At 42.0% G+C, this 20,331-nt stretch carries 17 protein-coding genes; 12 read left to right on the forward strand and 5 right to left on the reverse strand.

The genetic code is table 11. From position 1 onward, the window contains the following. Positions 1 to 9 precede the first annotated feature (9 nt). Positions 10 to 1,071: an RluA family pseudouridine synthase gene (locus tag FHX64_RS12550; RefSeq protein WP_183414171.1), complete on the reverse strand. Its 1,062-nt coding sequence runs from the start codon at positions 1,069 to 1,071 to the stop codon at positions 10 to 12. A 24-nt stretch (positions 1,072 to 1,095) separates the two neighbouring features. After that, positions 1,096 to 1,974 carry a PASTA domain-containing protein gene (locus tag FHX64_RS12555; RefSeq protein ID WP_183414172.1) on the reverse strand — a complete coding sequence of 293 codons (879 nt, stop codon included), beginning with the start codon at positions 1,972 to 1,974 and terminating at the stop codon, positions 1,096 to 1,098. Positions 1,975 to 2,451: 477 nt separating this feature from the next. On the opposite strand from FHX64_RS12555, the gene lpxD reads away from it, so the two are divergent. The 5 genes from lpxD (at position 2,452) to FHX64_RS12580 (ending at position 8,149) form a co-directional block, all read left to right on the forward strand. Continuing rightward, positions 2,452 to 3,492 (forward strand): UDP-3-O-(3-hydroxymyristoyl)glucosamine N-acyltransferase, encoded by a 1,041-nt coding sequence (gene lpxD / locus FHX64_RS12560; RefSeq protein WP_183414173.1) that lies wholly within the window; start codon positions 2,452 to 2,454, stop codon positions 3,490 to 3,492. 23 nt (positions 3,493 to 3,515) lie between these two features. Continuing rightward, positions 3,516 to 4,895 (forward strand): bifunctional UDP-3-O-[3-hydroxymyristoyl] N-acetylglucosamine deacetylase/3-hydroxyacyl-ACP dehydratase, encoded by a 1,380-nt coding sequence (locus tag FHX64_RS12565; protein WP_183414174.1) that lies wholly within the window; start codon positions 3,516 to 3,518, stop codon positions 4,893 to 4,895. 89 nt (positions 4,896 to 4,984) lie between these two features. After that, complete coding sequence (lpxA, locus tag FHX64_RS12570) at positions 4,985 to 5,764, forward strand: acyl-ACP--UDP-N-acetylglucosamine O-acyltransferase (RefSeq protein WP_183414175.1); 780 nt, start codon at positions 4,985 to 4,987, stop codon at positions 5,762 to 5,764. A 160-nt stretch (positions 5,765 to 5,924) separates the two neighbouring features. Next, positions 5,925 to 7,409: a DUF5687 family protein gene (locus FHX64_RS12575; RefSeq protein ID WP_183414176.1), complete on the forward strand. Its 1,485-nt coding sequence runs from the start codon at positions 5,925 to 5,927 to the stop codon at positions 7,407 to 7,409. 5 nt (positions 7,410 to 7,414) lie between these two features. Further along, positions 7,415 to 8,149: an ABC transporter ATP-binding protein gene (locus tag FHX64_RS12580; RefSeq protein WP_246392468.1), complete on the forward strand. Its 735-nt coding sequence runs from the start codon at positions 7,415 to 7,417 to the stop codon at positions 8,147 to 8,149. A gap of 104 nt (positions 8,150 to 8,253) precedes the next feature. On the opposite strand, the gene FHX64_RS12585 is transcribed toward FHX64_RS12580, so the two are convergent. After that, positions 8,254 to 8,886, reverse strand: a complete 633-nt coding sequence (locus FHX64_RS12585; RefSeq protein ID WP_183414177.1) for a peroxiredoxin — start codon at positions 8,884 to 8,886, stop codon at positions 8,254 to 8,256. Positions 8,887 to 9,054: 168 nt separating this feature from the next. Continuing rightward, positions 9,055 to 9,519, reverse strand: a complete 465-nt coding sequence (locus FHX64_RS12590; protein WP_183414178.1) for a GNAT family N-acetyltransferase — start codon at positions 9,517 to 9,519, stop codon at positions 9,055 to 9,057. Positions 9,520 to 9,719: 200 nt separating this feature from the next. Between FHX64_RS12590 and FHX64_RS12595 the strand changes: the two genes are divergently transcribed. From FHX64_RS12595 to FHX64_RS12620, 7 genes are all read left to right on the forward strand, one after another. Then, positions 9,720 to 11,621 carry an amidophosphoribosyltransferase gene (locus FHX64_RS12595; RefSeq protein WP_183414179.1) on the forward strand — a complete coding sequence of 634 codons (1,902 nt, stop codon included), beginning with the start codon at positions 9,720 to 9,722 and terminating at the stop codon, positions 11,619 to 11,621. Positions 11,622 to 11,820: 199 nt separating this feature from the next. Beyond that, positions 11,821 to 12,657 carry a diaminopimelate epimerase gene (gene dapF, locus FHX64_RS12600; RefSeq protein WP_183414180.1) on the forward strand — a complete coding sequence of 279 codons (837 nt, stop codon included), beginning with the start codon at positions 11,821 to 11,823 and terminating at the stop codon, positions 12,655 to 12,657. A gap of 57 nt (positions 12,658 to 12,714) precedes the next feature. Beyond that, positions 12,715 to 13,947, forward strand: a complete 1,233-nt coding sequence (locus tag FHX64_RS12605; protein ID WP_183414181.1) for an LL-diaminopimelate aminotransferase — start codon at positions 12,715 to 12,717, stop codon at positions 13,945 to 13,947. A gap of 48 nt (positions 13,948 to 13,995) precedes the next feature. Further along, entirely contained in the window at positions 13,996 to 14,772 is a 777-nt protein-coding gene (locus FHX64_RS12610; RefSeq protein WP_183414182.1) for a radical SAM protein, read from the forward strand. Positions 14,773 to 14,969: 197 nt separating this feature from the next. Beyond that, positions 14,970 to 17,123 (forward strand): SurA N-terminal domain-containing protein, encoded by a 2,154-nt coding sequence (locus FHX64_RS12615; RefSeq protein ID WP_183414183.1) that lies wholly within the window; start codon positions 14,970 to 14,972, stop codon positions 17,121 to 17,123. Positions 17,124 to 17,229: 106 nt separating this feature from the next. After that, positions 17,230 to 17,655, forward strand: a complete 426-nt coding sequence (locus FHX64_RS14350; protein WP_246392446.1) for a hypothetical protein — start codon at positions 17,230 to 17,232, stop codon at positions 17,653 to 17,655. Next, on the forward strand, positions 17,652 to 18,524 hold the full coding sequence (locus FHX64_RS12620; RefSeq protein ID WP_183413736.1) for an IS3 family transposase: 873 nt from the start codon (positions 17,652 to 17,654) through the stop codon (positions 18,522 to 18,524). Before FHX64_RS14350 ends, FHX64_RS12620 begins: the two co-directional genes overlap by 4 nt. A 103-nt stretch (positions 18,525 to 18,627) precedes the next feature. Here the strand turns inward: FHX64_RS12620 and FHX64_RS12625 are convergent, their stop codons facing one another. Next, entirely contained in the window at positions 18,628 to 20,301 is a 1,674-nt protein-coding gene (locus tag FHX64_RS12625; protein ID WP_183414184.1) for a DEAD/DEAH box helicase, read from the reverse strand. Positions 20,302 to 20,331: the final 30 nt, after the last annotated feature.

The raw sequence follows: 20,331 nt of genomic DNA on the forward strand, positions 1-20,331 counted from the left end.
TATTGTAATTCAATCGCGTGATGCTATATAGCCACGCCAACGGTCAAGCAGCAATCGCATGTCTTCAGGCAATTCACTGTCAAAATAAAGCGATTCGCCAGTACGGGGATGCACAAACCCCAACGTCTTGGCATGTAATGCCTGTCGTGGACAAACCGCAAAGCAATTGAGCACAAATTGTTTATATTTTGCAAAAGTGGTCCCTCTCAAAATTTCAGATCCGCCATAACGTTCGTCATTAAACAGCGGATGTCCGATATATTTCATGTGTGCACGAATCTGATGCGTTCTGCCTGTTTCAAGACGACATTCCACGAGCGACACATACCCCAGACGCTCCAATACCCGATAATGCGTAACAGCCGATTTACCATGCTCACCTTCCGGATACACTGTCATTACTTGTCGATCTTTTTGGCTTCGTCCAATATGCCCTTCGATGGTACCTTCGTTTTGTTCAGGGATTCCCCAAACAAGCGCCTGATAAAGCCGTTTAGTGGTTTTATAAAAAAACTGTTCGGCAAGCTTTGTTTTTGCCGTTTCATTTTTCGCAATCACCAATAAACCGGATGTGTCCTTATCAATACGGTGCACTAAGCCTAAACGGGGATCATTGGCATCGAAGGCAGGGTCATCCTTGAAATAGAAGGCTAACGCATTAAGTAATGTACCGTGGTAATTTCCATGTCCGGGATGTACCACTAAACCGGCAGGTTTGTTGACCACCAACAAATCAGCATCTTCATAAACAACATCGAGGGGTATAGCTTCAGGGGTGATGGTAACTTCATGAGGAGGATAAGCCATCACAATCGTAATTACCTCGTCAGGTTTCACCCGATAATTGGCTTTTACCGCATTGCCATTGACCAAAATAGCTCCGGCAGCCGCAGCTTCCTGAATCCGGTTACGGGAAACATGCTGAATACGATCAAAAAGAAATTTATCAATCCGTAACGGAGTTTGTCCCCGATCCACTACAAACCTGAAGTGTTCGTACAGTTCCTGTTCCGTATTTTCTTCCCACGATTCAATTTCTTCTTCCTGTTCGTCTTCCAAAGATGATATCATAAGTTGGTGTGACACATGTTATCACTAAAAAAACTTCTCGATGTCTTTTTTCTTCTTCGGCTTCTGTGGCTTTTTATTATTTAATGCGGCAGAATCAGCAGCATTGGGATTGATTTTACTTCTTGTCAACCATATGGTCACCGGTTTGCCGGCAGGAATAGAATCACCCGCCTCAGGCAATTGCTTAAACACCACAAAATTTGCTTTATCCTGATCTGAAGAGGGCTGTTCGTCAAAATTAATAGCACCAAGTGTCAGCATATCATTATTGACCAACGAAGTTGCTTCTTCAAGATTCATATCTGTCAGATCAGGCATTACCAACAATCCGTCTGCAGGTAATGCTTTTCGTCCTACTACCAGCGTAACTGTACTTCCGGCGGGTATTTGTTGCCCTGGAGCCAGGATACGTCCCTGATATTTAATATCCATCACCAAATTATTAAAATCGGAAGGTACATATTCCACACTTCCAACATGCAGACCCATATTTTCGAGTAAAGCCTGGGCAGGACGTAGCGACAGGTCACGTACATCAGGTATAGGAGTTCCGGGCGGACGTCTTGCATTGATCGTCAGGTAAACATCACGATAACTCTTAACGAACGATCCGGGAGTAGGTTGTTGCTCAACCACCACTCCGGGTTGTTTATTGGGCTGAAAAACAGAATCAACAATCTGGTAATGTAATTCATCATTAGCTAACAGATTCGAAGCATCATCCAAACGCAATCCTACCAAATTAGGCACCTCGAGCGCTTCTCCATGATGCGTATAAATATTGAGCCATAAAAGGACACCAACAAACAGAAGCACAATGATAACACATGCCAACACTAGGTTTTTAAGCAATAAACTACGCGAAAAGAAATGCACAAACCGCGAAAATTCCTTCTTATCCATGTTGTTACGACAAAGATTGATAATGAGTACAAAAATAGTGCTTTTTTCGGAGTAATCGAGCCTCCTGCCGAATTCTTCTTTTTCATTATCGTATCCGATCGGACATAGAGGACAAACGCACCTTTCATACCCCTCGAAACAGGAGAAACGAATTCATAATAAATCACAAAATATATCTGATTAATAAAAATATTTCATAAGATACAGGAGTCAAAAGTTGAAGAAATTACACTACCTTTGCAAACCACAAAAGAATGAGTGTGAGTAGAAAATGACGGAAGAAAATGCAACATCATCTATAACATCCGCTTTTGACAAGAAAAACAATACTTTTTCCCCATCAGGAGCCTGTAAACAGCCGATGCAACGAAAAAACAATCTCCGGCATCTTTAGACGAAAACAAGTGATATTTACGATGCAAAACACATTGTTTGTCACACAAGACATTTATTATACCTTTGCAAAAATTTTGACGAATGGATTTTTCTGCTCAACAAATTGCGGATTTCTTACAAGGAGAGGTGGTTGGAAACCCTGAAATTACAGTCAACAACCTTTCAAAGATTGACGAAAGCGAACCAGGCACGCTCACATTTTTGTCCAATCCGAAATACACCCACTATGTTTATGATACTAAAGCAAGTATCATACTGGTCAATAAAGATTTTACTCCCGAACAATCTATTTCAACAACCCTTATAAAAGTAGATGATGCTTATCAGTCATTAGCTAAATTGTTGCAGCTGGTGAATAGTGTAAAACAACAGCAACGGGGCATCGACTCACTGGCATTCATTGCCAAATCGGCACAAATAGGAGAAAATCCCTATGTTGGTGCCTTTTCTTTTATTGGAGAAGGAGTAAAAGCAGGCAACAATGTCCAGATTTATCCACAAACATATATCGGCAACAATGTAACACTGGGTAATGATGTCATTATTTATCCGGGTGTGAAAATCTATGCCGATTGTGTCATCGGAAATCGTTGTGTGGTTCATGCCGGAACTGTAATTGGAGCTGACGGATTTGGTTTTGCTCCCAACGACAACGGTGGCTACAATAAAATACCCCAAATCGGAAATGTCATATTGGAAGATGACGTTGAAATTGGTGCAAACACTACCATAGACAGGGCAACCATGGGTTCGACCCGCATCCATAAAGGAGTAAAACTGGATAATTTGATACAGGTAGCCCACAATGTGGAAATCGGACAAAATAGTGTGCTGGCCGCTCAAACGGGTGTTGCAGGATCGGTAAAAATCGGCGAAAACTGTATGTTCGGCGGACAAGTCGGGATATCAGGACATTTAACTATTGGCAACAATGTCAAATTAGCAGCTCAAACCGGTGTCATCAGTAAAATTCCCGACAACGTTACATACATGGGTGCACCTGCATTTTCACATGTTCAATACACTAAAGCTTATGTTGTTTTTCGCAAACTTCCCGAATTAGACAAAAGCATTGACGCATTAAAAAAAGAAATTGAAGAGTTGCGTAAAAATATCCATTAAATCAGGACAATCATCTAATCAACATGCCAAATCAAAAAACTTTACAACGTGGCTTTACCTTAACAGGCAAGGGATTACACACAGGGTTAGACATTGAATTACACTTTCTTCCGGCTCCCGAAAATCATGGTTTTATCATTAAAAGAATTGATTTAGAAGGTCAACCAACCATACCAGCTTTGGCAGAGTATGTAACACAAACTACACGCGGAACTGTTTTATCACATAACAATGTTCAGATCAGCACGATTGAACATGCAATGGCTGCATTATTCGCATCCGAGATAGACAATTGCCTCATGGAGGTAAATGCAGCGGAATTTCCAATCCTCGACGGAAGTGCAAAACCTTTCATTCAAAAGATTCGGGAAGTTGGTATCGTTGAACAGGAAGCGGAGAAAGAGTATTTTATCGTTAAGAAAAAAATCGAATACACCGATCCGAACACTCATTCATCCATAACCATCCTTCCGGATGATCATTTTAGCATCCAAACCTTAATCGGATTCAATTCTTCTATTTTACATAACCAGTATGCAGTACTGGATGATTTGTCGCTCTTCGCCACAGAAATTGCATCCTGCCGTACTTTTGTCTTTGTCAGAGAACTGGAGGAGCTTCTTAAAATGGACCTCATCAAAGGCGGTGATCTGGAAAACGCACTGGTAATCTACGATGAAATCATTGATCAGAAAGAACTTGACCGAATAGCCGACCTGCTCAATCATCCACATAAAAAAGTAGACGAACTGGGATACCTGTCAGAATTGCAATTTGACAACGAACCCGCACGACACAAACTGCTGGATGTGTTAGGCGATCTTGCCCTGATCGGGAAACCTATCAAGGGAAGGGTGATTGCTACGCGTCCGGGACACAAAACCAACACCTCGGTTTCAAAACTTATCCGTAAGGAAATCAAACGTCAGGAAGTACCCCTGCCCGATTATGATCCTAATGGGGAACCATTTCTGGATATCAATCAGATCAAGAAAATGCTGCCTCACCGCTGGCCTTTTCTGATGGTTGACAAAGTATTGAACATCAACCAGACGGTCATCACAGGATTAAAAAATGTCACCGTCAACGAAACTTTCTTCAACGGGCACTTCCCTAAGGAACCTGTTATGCCAGGTGTCCTTTTGGTGGAGGCTATGGCGCAGACCGGAGGATTATTGATCCTGCATCAGGTGGAAAATCCCGAACTTTATTCCACTTATTTCATGAAAATTGACGCGGTGAAATTCAGACAAAAAGTGGTTCCGGGTGACACTGTTATTTTCCGCCTGGAATTGTTATCGCCTATCCGTCGCGGTTGCGCCACAATGAAGGGATATGCCTTCGTAGGTGAAAAAATTGTATGCGAGGCGGAATTCATGGCTCAGATCACCAAAAATAAATAAAAACCCAATAACCTTAGGGAAACCATACGTTCCATTCATACCGGAAAAACAACGCGAAAAACATTCATTAGTATTCAAATTCGTATCAAATGAAACAACCGTTAGCATACATTCATCCGGAAGCAAAAATAGCTTCGAACGTAGTCATCGAGCCATTCGTAACCATTGATAAAAATGTCGTTATCCTTGAAGGATCTCACATCGGATCGAACGTGACCATTATGGAGGGCGCACGTATCGGCAGAAACTGCAAGATATTCCCGGGGTCGGTCATCAGCGCCATTCCCCAGGACCTGAAGTTTCAGGGAGAAGATACAACCGCCATCATCGGGGATAATACAACCATCCGCGAATGTGTCACCATCAACCGCGGAACTGCTGCAAAAGGACATACCATTGTCGGGAAGAACTGCCTGATCATGGCTTATTGCCACGTAGCTCACGATTGTACAGTAGGTGACAATGTCATCATGTCGAACGCCACTCAACTGGCAGGTGAAGTTACCATAGGCGACTGGGCAATCATCGGAGGCGGTTCGCTGATTCATCAGTTCACCCACATCGGGGCACATGTGATGATTCAGGGTGGATCGAAAGTCAATAAAGATATTCCACCGTTTGTAAAGGCAGCCCGCGAACCGATATCCTACTGTGGCATCAATTCGGTTGGACTGCGCCGCCGGGGTTATACCAACGAACAGATCAGGGATATCCAGGAGATCTATCGTTTCCTTTATCTCTCGGGTATGAACAACAGCACCGCCATCGAACATATCGAAGCCGAACTGCCGGCAACAAAGGAACGCGACGAAGTGATCCTTTTTGTACGAAACTCGCCACGGGGCATCATGAAAGGTTATTTCGACTGATCAGACAATTTCAAAACGGATATACAACATATCAAAAGCCGCATCGACATTTACGTTGAAGCGGCTTTTTTATTGATTCGTACTTTTTAATAATTTCCCTGATGTATATTGACATAAAATAAATTTATTTATCTTTGCCCCTGTAAAAAGACACAACGATATGCTGACACCGAATCTTATCAAACAGGAATGGATAAAAAGCATCCGCTCGCAGGGATTTTACAGAAATGCCCTGGCAAGTTTCTTTATAGGGATTTTTGTATTATACATATGTGGATTGCTTTTCTTTCTGGGATTTTCCCTGAATAAAATACTGGAGAAAGTGCCGGGGGAAGACACCCCGATGCAGTTGTTCAACGGAGCCATGATCTACTTGCTGCTGGGAGGACTCACACTACGGTTTCTGATGCAGCAGTTGAACACTATCAACCTGCCTTCGTATCAGGTGCTGCCATTGAAACGCTCTACCCTGATCAATTTCCTGCTTCTGAAACCCCTGGCCAGTCCTGCCAATTATGCCTTGTTATTGGCAGTCATCCCTTTTGCCATACGCTCGGTGGCTGGCTATTACAACGGCATGGTAGCGTTGCGTTTTGTGGTGGCTTTTGAGCTGATGGTGTGGTTCAACTCACTGTTGGCAGCCTTCCTGAAGCGCAAATTCGGGGGTAATCTTCTTTCGTTCTTCATGGTGCTGGGCATTATTGCCATCATTGTAACGCTGGAATATTTCAGGGTATTTTCGCTCTTCGCCCTGTCTAAGGCATTGTTCGGATTCATCGTACTCAGCCCCGTAGGATTGCTGCTGCCACTGCTGGCCGTAGCAGTGGCATTTATGCTCAATAAATGGTTTTTTGCTCAAAACTACTATCCCGAACGATTCAACCGCAAGTTGCAAACATCCAAGACTGCCACAGCCGACCTGGCTTTCCTGAACCGCTTCGGTATCATCGGAGAACTGATTTCGGTGGAAGTCAAGCTGATGCTGCGCCACAAACGGACACGAAGCATGCTTTTCTTATCCATCATCTTCCTTTTTTACGGATTGCTCTTTTATAACAATCCGCACCATGCTTACGGTTATGGCATGTTATTTTTCATTGCCATGTTTATGACCGGCATCCTGATGTATATCTACGGGCAATGGTCGATTAGCTGGGACAGCACGCATTTCGACGGGTTGCTGACAAAAAATATCCCGGTACCCACGTATATCAAAGCTAATTACTACCTGATGCTTGCCTTCAATGTCATCTGTTTTGTACTCACGACCCCCTATTTCCTGTTTGGATCAACCATCGTTTATATGCATCTGGCAGCATTCCTTTTCAATATCGGGGTCAATATTTACCTGTTGCTGTTCCTCGCCACTTATAACACCAAACGGGTTGACTTGTCACGTTCTTCGGTGATGAATTACCAGGGAACCACGTATAAAAGCTTCCTTATTGTATTGCCCATCATGTTTCTCCCAATGTTACTGGTCAATGTGATCGCCTTCTTCACATCTATTGGCACAGCCCTCTGGACACTTGCCATTCTTGGCATCATCGGACTGGCGCTCCGCAATCCACTGATCAATCTCTGCGTCAAACAGTTCAACAACCGAAAATATGTAATGGCAGAAGGATTCCGCGAAAAAGAATAACCGACATGCCGCTCCAGAATACAACACCAAAATTGCATATTCCCATGATACAAGCTACCAATTTGCAAAAAGCATACAACAACGTAACCGTTTTGAATATCCCCACCCTTACTGTTGCCCGGGGTGAAAGTTTCGGACTGGTAGGCAACAACGGTGCAGGTAAAACCACCTTTTTCCGTCTCGTCCTTGACCTGATAGAAGCCACTAACGGCGAGGTTATGATTGACGGACAAAAAGTAGCCCGCAACGATAGATGGAAAATGATTACCGGGTCTTTCCTCGACGAAGGTTTCCTGATTGATTTCCTAACACCTGAAGAATATTTTACGTTTGTGGGAAAACTATATAACAAGTCCGAAGGAGATATCGCCCAGTTTATCGAAACAATGCAGGATTTCTTCAACGGAGAAATTATCGGGAAGAAAAAACTGATCCGTGAATTCTCTAAAGGCAATCAGAAAAAAATTGGCATAGCAGCAGCGCTTCTGGGTGATCCTCAGATACTGATCCTCGACGAACCTTTCACAGCGCTCGATCCGTCATCGCAAATTCGTCTGAAACGTTTTCTGATTGATCTTCAAAACCGGTTAAACATGACCATGCTTATCTCAAGCCATGACCTGAACCATGTGACCGAAGTCTGCCAACGCATTGTTGTCCTCGAAAAGGGAGACATGGTGAAAGATCTGCAAACCAACGAAGACACACTGAAAGAACTGGAAGCCTATTTTTCCGTGTAGCATATCTGCAAAATTTGAATGCTTCCACGCTCTCCGATCATCCAATAAAAAAAGGATTCCCCGCTCTGAGGAATCCTTTTGTTTATACCTTTATCTGATGTTGGTTAATGTTTGCTCAGGTAGTCTGCCACCCCTTCTGAGGTTCCTTTCATCGCATCTTTGCCCTTGGTCCAATTTGCAGGACAAACCTCGCCGAATTCTTCAAAATGCTGTAAAGCGTCAACCATACGCAATGCCTCATCCACGTTGCGGCCCAATGGAAGGTCGTTAATCACGCAATGACGTATAACACCCTTTTTGTCGATCAGGAATAATCCGCGAAAAGCAACAGGATCACCTACGGAATACGCATTCCCTTCATCGTCATAGTCAATGTCAGAAGCCAACACGCCAAAATTTTCAGCAATTGTTTTCGAGAAGTCAGCCACAATAGGATATGTTACGCCTTTGATGCCTCCATGGTTTTTGTCCATTGACAACCACGCAAAATGCGAATATTCAGAATCAACGGAGCATCCGATTACAGCCACGTTCCGTTTCTCAAACTCAGCCAGTTTTTCCTGAAAAGCATGCAACTCTGTCGGACACACAAAGGTAAAATCCATCGGATAGAAGAAAAAGACTACATATTTATTGCCAATAAACTGTTCAAGTGAAAAATCGCTTACAATTTCTTTCCCGTTTACTACCGCCGGTGATTTGAACAACGGCGCTTGTTTGCCAATTAATGATCTCATAAATTTTGAATTATTTACTTGTTAAACAATGAATTTGACGTAAATATACTCATTTCAAACGCAAAAAACAACACGTAAACATTAATATTCAACAACAAAAATATTTTGGAAAATCATTCAATCTCTTTTTGCAAGAGCTGCGTTAATTTCCATAAAGAGACAAACAGGTTAAATTGAAAAGTTTACGATACCCTCCCTGTCAAAATCACAATTCGACCACTCACTATCAATGGTGGCACCACACTTACGGTAAAGAGCCAGCGCATTTTCGTTCCAGTTGAGTACCTGCCAACGAACCCTGTGACAATTTTCCTCCCGTGCCACATCAAAAACCGCACGTAACAATTGCGTCGCAATGCCCTGTTTACGATATGTCTCTTTCACATACAAATCATCCAGGTAGAGTGATTTGCCTACCCAAGTATAATAAGCAAAAAAATAGAGGGCAATAGCTACCGGTTGATGTTGGTCGTTTTCTGCAATCAGGCAACGGAAGAATGCCTGTTCTTCTATCATCTGTTCCACTGTATTGGACACTTTATCTCCGGCTTTCTCAAAAACAGCCAACGCTTTTATCATCTCCAAAATAGCAGGGTAATCATCCTGTGTAGCTTTCCGAATTGTAATCTTCATTATTTGAATCTATTAAAAGTTTCTGAGTTTATGTACAAAGATAACTTTTTTGCCCGATATTAACGAGATTACCCATTGTAAATAGGCCCTTCCACACAAATAAAGAAAACATTACAACCTGATTACGTCAAAAAAGCACTACCTTTGCATTAGATTTCAAGAAAAGAACTTCTCTTTTACACACTGTTCAATTTAACACAATGAGCGACCCTATAAAACATGAGTGCGGTATAGTACTTCTGCGATTATTAAAGCCGATGGCTTATTATGAAAAGAAATATGGCAGCCAGAGATATGGACTCAATATGCTCTATCTGTTGATGGAAAAACAACATAACCGCGGACAGGAAGGCGCCGGCATCGCTACGGTAAAACTTCATGCCAGCCCCGGCGAAGAGTATATTTTTAGGGAAAGAGCTTTAGGAAATGGTGCTATCAGTGAAGTATTCAATGTTGTGAATCAACAGCTTGCTACCTTTAATCAAGGGAATAACAATGGTAATCATATAGAGAAAGCTCCGTTTTTAGGTGAAATTTACATGGGGCATTTGCGTTACGGAACCATTGGCCGGTCAGGAATTGCATATACACACCCTTTCCTGCGTCGGAACAACTGGAGAAGCCGAAACCTCTGTCTGGCCGGAAATTTCAATCTGGCAAACGTCAATGAAATATTCGATCAGATCGTTGCCGAAGGACAACATCCACGACATAATGCAGACACCTTCATTATTTTAGAACAATTGGGAAATATGCTCGATTCTGCTGTTGAAGAGCTTAATGTTTCTCTAAAATCTCAGGGATTCACTGGAGAAGCACTCAAGGAAAAGATAGAACATGATATCGACATTGAACCCATTGTAAAAGAAGCAACCAAAATTTGGGACGGAGGTTTTGTAATCACCGGAATGACCGGAAGCGGTGATGCTTTCGTTTTCCGCGATCAATGGGGAATCCGTCCGGCATATTATTTTGCCAACGACGAGATAATCGTTGTTACATCGGAGCGTCCAGCCATGCAAACCGTCTTCAACCTGAAAACAGACGATATTCACGAACTCCCTGCCGGAGCAGGAATGTTTATCAAAAAAGACGGTTCCTTAAAAATTTCACAACTGCATACCTCCGACAAAATCGCACCATGTTCATTCGAACGCATCTATTTTTCGAGAGGGAGTGACCGCGATATTTACCAGGAACGGAAAATGCTGGGCAAATTGCTCACGCCACAAATTCTCGAATCCATCAAATACGATCTGGATCATACAGTTCTCTCATTTATTCCCAACACAGCCGAAGTGGCTTATTATGGCATGATGGAGGGATTCGACAATTATCTGAACCAGCAAAAAACGAGCGCAATCCTGCATCAAAAAAAGTCGCTCACGGAAAAAGAAGTAGAAGAGATTCTCGCTAAAAGGGTACGCACCGAAAAATTAACGGTAAAAGATATCAAGCTAAGAACCTTTATTACGGAAGATACTAACAGAAACGATCTGGCAGCTCATGTTTACGACGTAACATATGGCATTGTAAGGGAACACGAAGACAACATTGTGGTCATCGACGATAGCATTGTAAGAGGGACTACCCTGAAACAAAGTATTATAAAGATTATCAGCAGGTTGAATCCTAAAAAGATTATCATTGTTTCGTCCTCACCCCAGATCCGTTACCCGGATTGTTACGGCATCGACATGTCCCGCTTGAGCGAATTCATCGCTTTCACAGCAGCCATTGCGTTGCTTAAAGAACAAGGCAGGCAAGCCATCATCGATGAAGTTTACCGTAAAAGCAAAGCACAGGAAAACCTGCCAAAAGAGAAGGTTGTCAATTATGTCAAAGAAATTTACACACCGTTCACTGATAAAGAAATTGCAGCAAAAATCAGTCAACTGGTACGGCCTGACGATTGCCACACTGACATTGAAATTATCTATCAAACGATTGAGAACCTGCATCATGCATGTCCAAACCATAAAGGAGATTGGTATTTCTCGGGAGATTATCCTACCCCCGGAGGAAATAAAATTGTCAATCAGGCCTTTATAAACTATTACGAAAATAAAAATACACGCCCGATAAAATCGCCGGGGGAATAAAGTCGGATCATTATTTTGCATACAGTATTGAAGTACCTTATGAAATTGCCGGCATCAGGATTGCGATTTAAATGAATATTTTCAAAACTATAAAACAGGAATAAATATGAAACGAGCACAGCTGGCTTGCACACCACACCGTAAGATCATGCCGGCATGTCAATTCCATACATCCCTGAAAAAATAAAATTACTATCGTATGAAATTCACTAAAATGCACGGAGCCGGAAACGACTATGTTTATGTAAATGGTTTTGTCGAGACCATTGAAGATCCGGCTTCCCTTTCCATTGCAATTAGCGACAGGCATTTTGGCATAGGCGCCGATGGATTGGTTCTTATTCTGCCATCGGAAACATCTGATTTTCGAATGCGTATTTTCAATGCTGACGGTTCGGAAGCCGAGATGTGCGGAAACGCCTCGCGTTGTATCGCAAAATATGTATTCGACCACGGGATGACCGATAAAACTTCGATCACACTTGAAACGCTTTCAGGCCAAAAACGGTTAGACCTCCAACTTGCAGAAGGAATTGTAACATCTGTTCGCGTGGACATGGGAGAACCGATCTTATCGTCAAAACAGATTCCGGTTCACAGCGACGAAGATGAGATTATCGACTTCCCTATTGCGCTGGACGGAAAGAAAGTCAATATCACGGCGTTGTCTATGGGCAATCCTCATGTTATTATTTTTGTTGATAATGTGGATGAAATTGATTTACCAAAAGTAGGGCCTAAAGTAGAGCACCATCCGCTTTTTCCAAAACGAACCAATACTGAATTTGTTCAGATATTATCTCCTGACCATTTAAAAATGCGCGTTTGGGAGCGGGGATCAGGTGAAACACTGGCATGTGGAACGGGAGCATGTGCAGCTACTGTTGCCTCTATCCTGAATGAAAAAGCAGAACGAAGAGTCACGATGGAATTAAAAGGAGGAACTTTATTCATCGAATGGTCAGAAGCTGATAACCACGTCTATATGACCGGGCCAGCGACCACCGTTTTTGAAGGAGAATATTTCCCGGCTTAAGACCACATCCAAACTGCAACTTATCAAAAAAAACGAAACAGTAAACTACAAGTATATATGGCATTCATCAACGACAATTTCATTATTCTGTCAGAGACCTATTTATTTTCAGAAATTGCACGTAAAGTAGCTGCATACAAAGAACACAATCCAAGTGCAAACGTCATTCGCCTGGGCATAGGGGATGTCACCCGCCCATTAGCTCCTGCCGTTGTCACTGCACTTCACCAAGCCGTTGACGAAATGGGACAAGCCTCCACTTTCAGAGGTTACGGGCCTGAACAGGGATACGACTTCCTGCGTCAGACAATTGTCAGTCACGATTTTGAAGCACGTGGCATCTCCATAAGTCCTGACGAGATCTTTGTAAGCGATGGAGCCAAAAGTGATACAGGAAACTTTGGCGATATTCTCGGCAAAGATAATATCATCGCAGTTACCGATCCGGTTTATCCCGTTTATGTGGATACCAACGTTATGGCAGGCCGTGCCGGCATGCAGGACGCCAGTGGAGCATGGAATAACATCGTTTATTTACCATGTACAGCCGAAAATCAGTTTGTACCGTCATTGCCCGACAAACATGCTGATATCATTTACCTTTGCTATCCCAACAATCCGACTGGGACAACGTTAAAACGGGATGAACTGAAGAAATGGGTTGATTATGCGAGGGAACAGGATTCCATCATTTTGTTTGACGCCGCTTATGAAGCGTTTATCAGCGAACCGGATGTCCCCCATTCCATTTACGAGATTGAAGGTGCCAGGGATGTAGCCATTGAATTCCGCAGTTTCTCAAAAACTGCCGGGTTCACCGGTCTGCGTTGCGGATATACTGTCGTGCCGAAGAATATAACCGCACATTCGAAAAACCACGAACGTATTCCGCTCAACCGTCTGTGGAACAGACGCCAAACGACAAAATTCAACGGGACAGCCTACATCGTACAACGGGCTGCTGAAGCCGTTTATTCTGCTGAAGGACAACAACAGATCAAAGAAACAATTGCACACTACATGCATAATGCCACTTTAATCCGTGAAGGCATTGAGAAAAAAGGCATTGCAGCATTTGGAGGAGTAAATGCTCCGTATATCTGGCTCAAAACGCCTGACAATATCTCATCATGGCAATTTTTTGACCGTTTATTAAACGAAGTCAATGTTGTAGGTACACCGGGGGTAGGATTTGGCCCACACGGCGAAGGTTATTTCCGCCTGACAGCATTCGGAAGCCTTCAACAAACCACCGAAGCAATGCAGCGCATTGCCGGCTGGAAATTATAATACGCATACATCCGTATGCTGTAAGACTCTGAAACAACAAAAAATTGCATGTCCACTTTTTTATTTGACAAAATCATCTTTGGTCCGGTCAAAAGCCGGAGGCTGGGCGTTTCGCTTGGCATCAACCTGCTGCCTACAACAGCAAAAGTTTGTTCTTTCAACTGTATATATTGCGAATGTGGCTTTAATACCCCCGCCAAAGGGGCGTATATTCCCACGCGAGACGAAGTGAAAACAGAGCTTATAGCAACGTTATCGGCAATGAAAGAGGCAAATCAGCCTCTGGATGTAATCACGTTTGCAGGAAATGGAGAGCCAACCATTCATAAAGATTTTGCCGGCATTATTGATGATACGATAGCAGCCCGTGATGCATATTTCCCCGATGTCAAAATCAGCGTATTATCAAACAGCACTCAGATAGACAAACCTTCGGTATTTGAAGCACTGCAACGGGTAGACAACAACATTCTCAAACTTGATTCAGCTGTTGACACAACACTCAGGTTACTGAATCAACCGGGATCGACTACCGTCAATGCGGCTTGGTTTATTGAGCATCTGAAAAAGTTTGAGGGAAAACTCATTATCCAAACAATGTTTTTACATGGGAAAACCGGAGGACAAACCATTGACAATACAACACCGGAAGAAATTGGAGCATGGCTAGAAGCGCTTCAACAGATTAAACCGAAACAGGTCATGATTTATACACTCGATCGTGAAGCGCCTACTCAGACACTGCAAAAAGCCACGCACGAGGAACTCACATCCATTGCACAACGTATAAAATCACAAGGATTTGACGTATTAATAGGTGAATAATCCTTTAAAAAAATTGAAGGGATAAGACACCATTATACTATAAACATTTTTTTGTATATTCGTGCCCTGATTTGAAGCAGTTTGGGTTATTGGGTGAGAGAAGAATAGTTATACACATAACACTGAAAATCATTGATTTAATATCAAAAACTGCAAATTACAGAACTTTATTATTATCCCTTAATAGACACTATTCAATGGCAACATTAGAACGAATTAGACGTAAAGGAGTATTTTTGGTGGTAACCGTAGGATTAGCCATGTTTGCATTTATCATTGGAGACTTTCTGAATTCCAGCCAGTCTTTTTTTGGTCAGGAAAAGATGAAAGTCGCCGTTATTGATGGGAAAACCATCAAATATCAGCAATTCCTCGACGATATAGATCAATTGACTGATGTATATAAGATTGAAACCGGTCAAACAGGGAGTGATGAAATGAATGCACAAATCAGGGCACAGGTTTGGTCAAACTATCTCAATTCTACTCTGATAGGAAACCAGGCTAGTGAGTTGGGGTTGACTGTCCCCAAAGCAGAAATGAATGATCTGACTATCGGTGATCATATCAGCCCTCTTATTACCGGTCGTCGTGTCTTTACTGATCCACAAACGGGAACTTTCAGCAAACAGGCTTTACTCAACTTCTTAACAGGATTAAGCCAGGCCGCTCAGAAAAATGATCCGCAACAAGCTGACCAGGTTAAACAGTTTGAACAATATTGGAATTTTTGGGTTAAAATGGTAAAAGATAATGCCCTGCAACAAAAGTATGTCACACTGCTTTCTAAAACGATTACCAGCAACGCGCTGGATGCAAAATATGCTTTTGATCGTAATGAAATTTCCGCGAACATGACTTATGTAATGCAGCCGTACTATACAATCCCGGATGCATCAGTAACTGTCAGCAACAGCGAAATCAAAGACTTGTATGAACAACAAAAGGATCGTTACAGACAAGATGCCAGTAACGACTTCAAATACATTTTAATCCCCATCAAGCCATCACAGGCTGACTACAATGCCGTTGCTCAAAAGATTAACGGCTTGAAAGCAGGCTTGGCATCTGCTACTGATGTCTCAACCATCATTAATGACAATTCCGACTCCAAATACGTTGACGTTCCTCTAAGCAAAGATGAAATTCCTCCGTTCCTTCAGGATTTTGCAATGAATGGCAAAACAGGGGATATTTTTGGTCCAACATTGGAAAATGACACTTACGTCATGGCAAAAATCGTAGAAGCTAAAACCATGATGCCTGATTCTGTCAACATCCGTCACATCTTTGTTGTGGCACAAACCGATACAGCAACAACTTTACTTGCTGACAGTATTCAAAAAGCAATCAAGGGAGGTGCTGACTTTGGAGCATTAGCAAAAAAATATTCCCGCATTCAACAGACAGCAGCTAATGGCGGCGAAATCGGATGGGTTCGTGAACCAAATTTACTTCAAATGGGCTTCAACCTGCCTCTGGCAAATAAGATTTTCAAATCAGGCATAAACAACATTATTGTTGACAAAGAACCGCAGGGCATCCAGCTTATTCAGGTAACAGCACAAAAGAATGTCGTTCCAAAAGTAAAACTGGGCGTTATCACTATGCGTGTTGTATCGAGCGATCCTACCCGCGAACAGTATTACAATCAGGCTAAACAATTTGCAGCAGCTGTGACATCAATTTCAAACTTTGATGCAACTGCAAAAGCACAAAATCTGGTAGTTCACCCGGCCAATCAGGTGGATCCTAACGCACCACAAATCGGGATGATTAAAAACTCCCGCTCGATAATTCGGTGGGTAAACGACAACAAAGTAGGCTCTGTATCAGACGTGCTGGAATGTGGAGCAGAAAACGACCAGTTGGTGGTTGCTGCCATTGTTGCAAAACACAAAAAGGGTTATCGTTCTCTTGAAGCTGTCACACCTGAGTTAAAAGCTCAATTGATCACAGACAAAAAAGCACAGCTTATGATGAAGAATATTTCGGCCACTATGGCAACAGCCCAAACATTACCCGCTCTTGCTGCTTCGTTGAAATTAAAAGTTGATACAGCAAACGATGTGAATTTCTATAGCAATGGAGCTGGTTCATTAACCAACGAACCTCTTATCGTCGGAGCTGCTACTGCCAGCCAGCCGAACAAGCTTTCAATGCCGTTACAAGGCAAAATGGGAGTCTATGTACTGAATGTTTCGGGTATCCAAAAGAAACAAGATGCGTTTAGTGTACAAAACGAAGAACAATCACTTGATGAGCGTCAGGCTTACATGTTACCGTATCTTATGTTCCAGGTATTGAAAGAAAAAGCAACCATTACAGATAATAGACAGAAATTCTTCTAATATGCTATAACCATAGAATAAAAAAGAGAGTGCTTGTTGAAGCACTCTCTTTTTTATTTTGTTCATGTCTCGTCCTGAAATAGCGTTACACAAAAAGCGTAAAATAATGGAAGAAATTAAGAATCAGTATGTAAAGCACACTCAAAAGGATTATAGCATGTCCTTAAAATTATCGATTATTTCAGAGATAGAACGAGGAGATATCTCAGTCACATCAGCTACGAAGAAATATGGTATACAGGGAAGATCCACAGTTGTTGGTTGGCTCAGAAAATATGGTACCTTTGATTGGGAAAATCAAACGCCGAGTAATATGCCAAAAAGTAAAGATCAAAAGATCCTTGAATTAGAACAAAAGATCAAGGTTTTAGAAAAGCAAAAGGCATTTCTAGAAAAACAGGCAGAGCAATCTGATATGAAAGCAGCTTTCTTTGACATGATGGTTGATATGGCAGAAAAAGAGTACAATATCTCTATCCGAAAAAACTCTTTACCCGAACAGTCGACCGATTCAGCCAAGAAAACAAAGTGAGCAAAACCTCCACCTGTGGATTGCTCGGGGTAAGTAGACAGGTTTATTATCGTTATTGTAGGTCAAAACAGAAGAAACAGGACAAGGCAGAGCAAGTATTAACAATGGTTCGTCCCATACGGAAAAATATGCCCCGAATAGGATTCAGGAAGTTATATTATCTTCTTTATGAACCATTAATAGAATTACATGTTGGCCGTGACAAGTTTCTATCTATACTAAAGGCTAATCAGATGTTGATTAAACCAAAGAGAAATTATCGTATAACCACAGACTCCCACCATCGTTTTAGAAAGCACAAGAATTTGGTGGCAGATATAGAACTGACCCATCCCGAACAGGTTTGGGTATCGGATATAACTTATATCGGGGGCAGGGACAGGAACTGTTATCTGGCATTAGTTACAGATGCATATTCCAAAAAGATCATGGGTTATGATGTTTCTAATAGTTTGTCCACTGAAGGTTCTTTGAGAGCATTAAACATGGCCATTAAACAAAAAAAATATAAAAACAAACTGATCCATCATTCGGATAGAGGATTACAGTATTGCAGTAACGATTATCAAAATGTATTGAAAAAGAAAAAGATTATACCAAGTATGACTGAGCATTATGACCCTTATGCCAATGCGATAGCTGAGAGGGTAAATGGGATATTAAAACAGGAGTTTTTTCTGGAGGATTATCTGGTAGATATCAAAACAATGAAATTATTGGTAGAAGATGCTGTTCATATTTACAATACACAAAGGCCACACTGGTCGTGTTACATGAAAACACCTGAACAGATGCACTGCCAAAAAGAAATAAAAATTAGAAATTATAAAAAGCAAAACCTTATCAAGGCTAGCCTTGATAAGGTTTGATAAAAAGAGTATTTTTGTTCAATAAACCTGTAACGGTTTTTTAGGACTAGTCATCAGCAGGAGATCCCATTAAAGCACCCACACACAGTAAACCAACGAAGCGTTATCTGCGGCGTGGTTTCCTGTCCTGAGAAGCAAATTTCTGCCCTGAACGGGACTTATTATCTCCATGTGTGTTCTCTGGTTGAGCGCGGTCTACCACCAGTTTACGCTCCAATCCTTTAATCTTGTTTAATGAACGGATAACCAAATCAGCATCCGATTCACGGACTTCAATAAACGATATCTTGGGAAGAATGTCTATTCTCCCGATATCAATTCGTTTTGGGACATATTGATTGATGATTTCAATAAAATGAGGAGGCATCATCCCGTCCATTTTTCCGTAATTGACGAACAACCGGGCAAATCCTTTTTCTCCCCGGACTTTCCCCTGTCTTTCGGATGTTTCAATCGGAACATCCAATTCATCAGCATCGCGATAATATTCAAACATCCGATTAAACTCCATTGAAATTAATCGTTTAATGACATCCTCTTTAGACAGCCAGTCAAGTTTACGGTATGCAACAGGGAGCAAATCGGCAATCTCAGCTTCATTGACTTCCACCTTTTCTATCTTATCAATCAAATTAATTAATTGCTTCTCACAAATAGCTTTGCCCGTCGGAATGACACCTGGCTCAAACTTCTTATTTATCTTTCGCTCAATATCGTGAAGTTTATGCCTTTCCTTGCTATGAATAATAGCAATGGATATCCCTGTTTTACCCGCACGTCCGGTCCTCCCGCTGCGATGAGTATAGGTTTCGATATCATCTGGCAAACCGTAATTAACCACGTGAGACAGATCATCCACATCCAATCCGCGTGCAGCCACATCGGTAGCCACCAGAATTTGTAAATTCCGTATGCGAAATTTCTGCATCACATAATCGCGTTGCTGTTGAGACAGGTCACCGTGCAAGGAATCTGCATTATATCCATCGCGGATCAAAGCATCCGCGACTTCCTGGGTCTCCTTTCGGGTACGACAAAAAACAATGCCGTAGAAGTTAGGATAATAATCCGCAATACGCTTCAAAGCCAAATACTTATCTTTAGCATGTACTACGTAAGCACGGTGCTTTACATTATTAGTACTCTCATTCCGGTTGCCGACAACAATCTCTTGGGGATTGTGCATGTAGGTTTTTGCTATGCGGGCAATCTCGTTCGGCATAGTAGCCGAAAAAAGCAGAGTTGTTCTTTCCTGCGGTACAGCAGCTAATATAGCATTAATACTCTCAGTAAAGCCCATATTCAACATCTCGTCCGCCTCATCCATTACAACATTGCGAACAGCATCCAGTTTAACAGTTCCCCGTTTCATCAAATCAATCAAACGGCCGGGCGTGGCGACAATAATATGAACGCCTTTTTTCAATGAGCGGATTTGACTCTCTATACTTGAACCTCCATAAACCGGAAGAACTTTCAAACCTTCCTGATATTTCGAATAATCAATCAAATCATCAGCAATTTGCAAGCATAATTCGCGTGTAGGACAAAGAATTAATGATTGAGGATGCCGGAATGACAAATCCGTTTTTTGAATGATAGGAATTCCGAAGGCTGCCGTTTTACCAGTCCCTGTTTGTGCCAGTCCAATCACATCGTGTTCACTTTGTAATAAAACCGGAATTACTTTTTCTTGGATAGGCATTGGGGTTTCGTAGCCTAATTCATTGATAGCCTTTAGAATGTTACTATCAATACCCAACTCTTCAAATGTCATTGTAGCTATTTTAAAATTCGTGCAAAGGTA

It is taken from the genome of Microbacter margulisiae, assembly GCF_014192515.1.
Taxonomy (GTDB): Bacteria; Bacteroidota; Bacteroidia; order Bacteroidales; family Paludibacteraceae; genus Microbacter; species Microbacter margulisiae.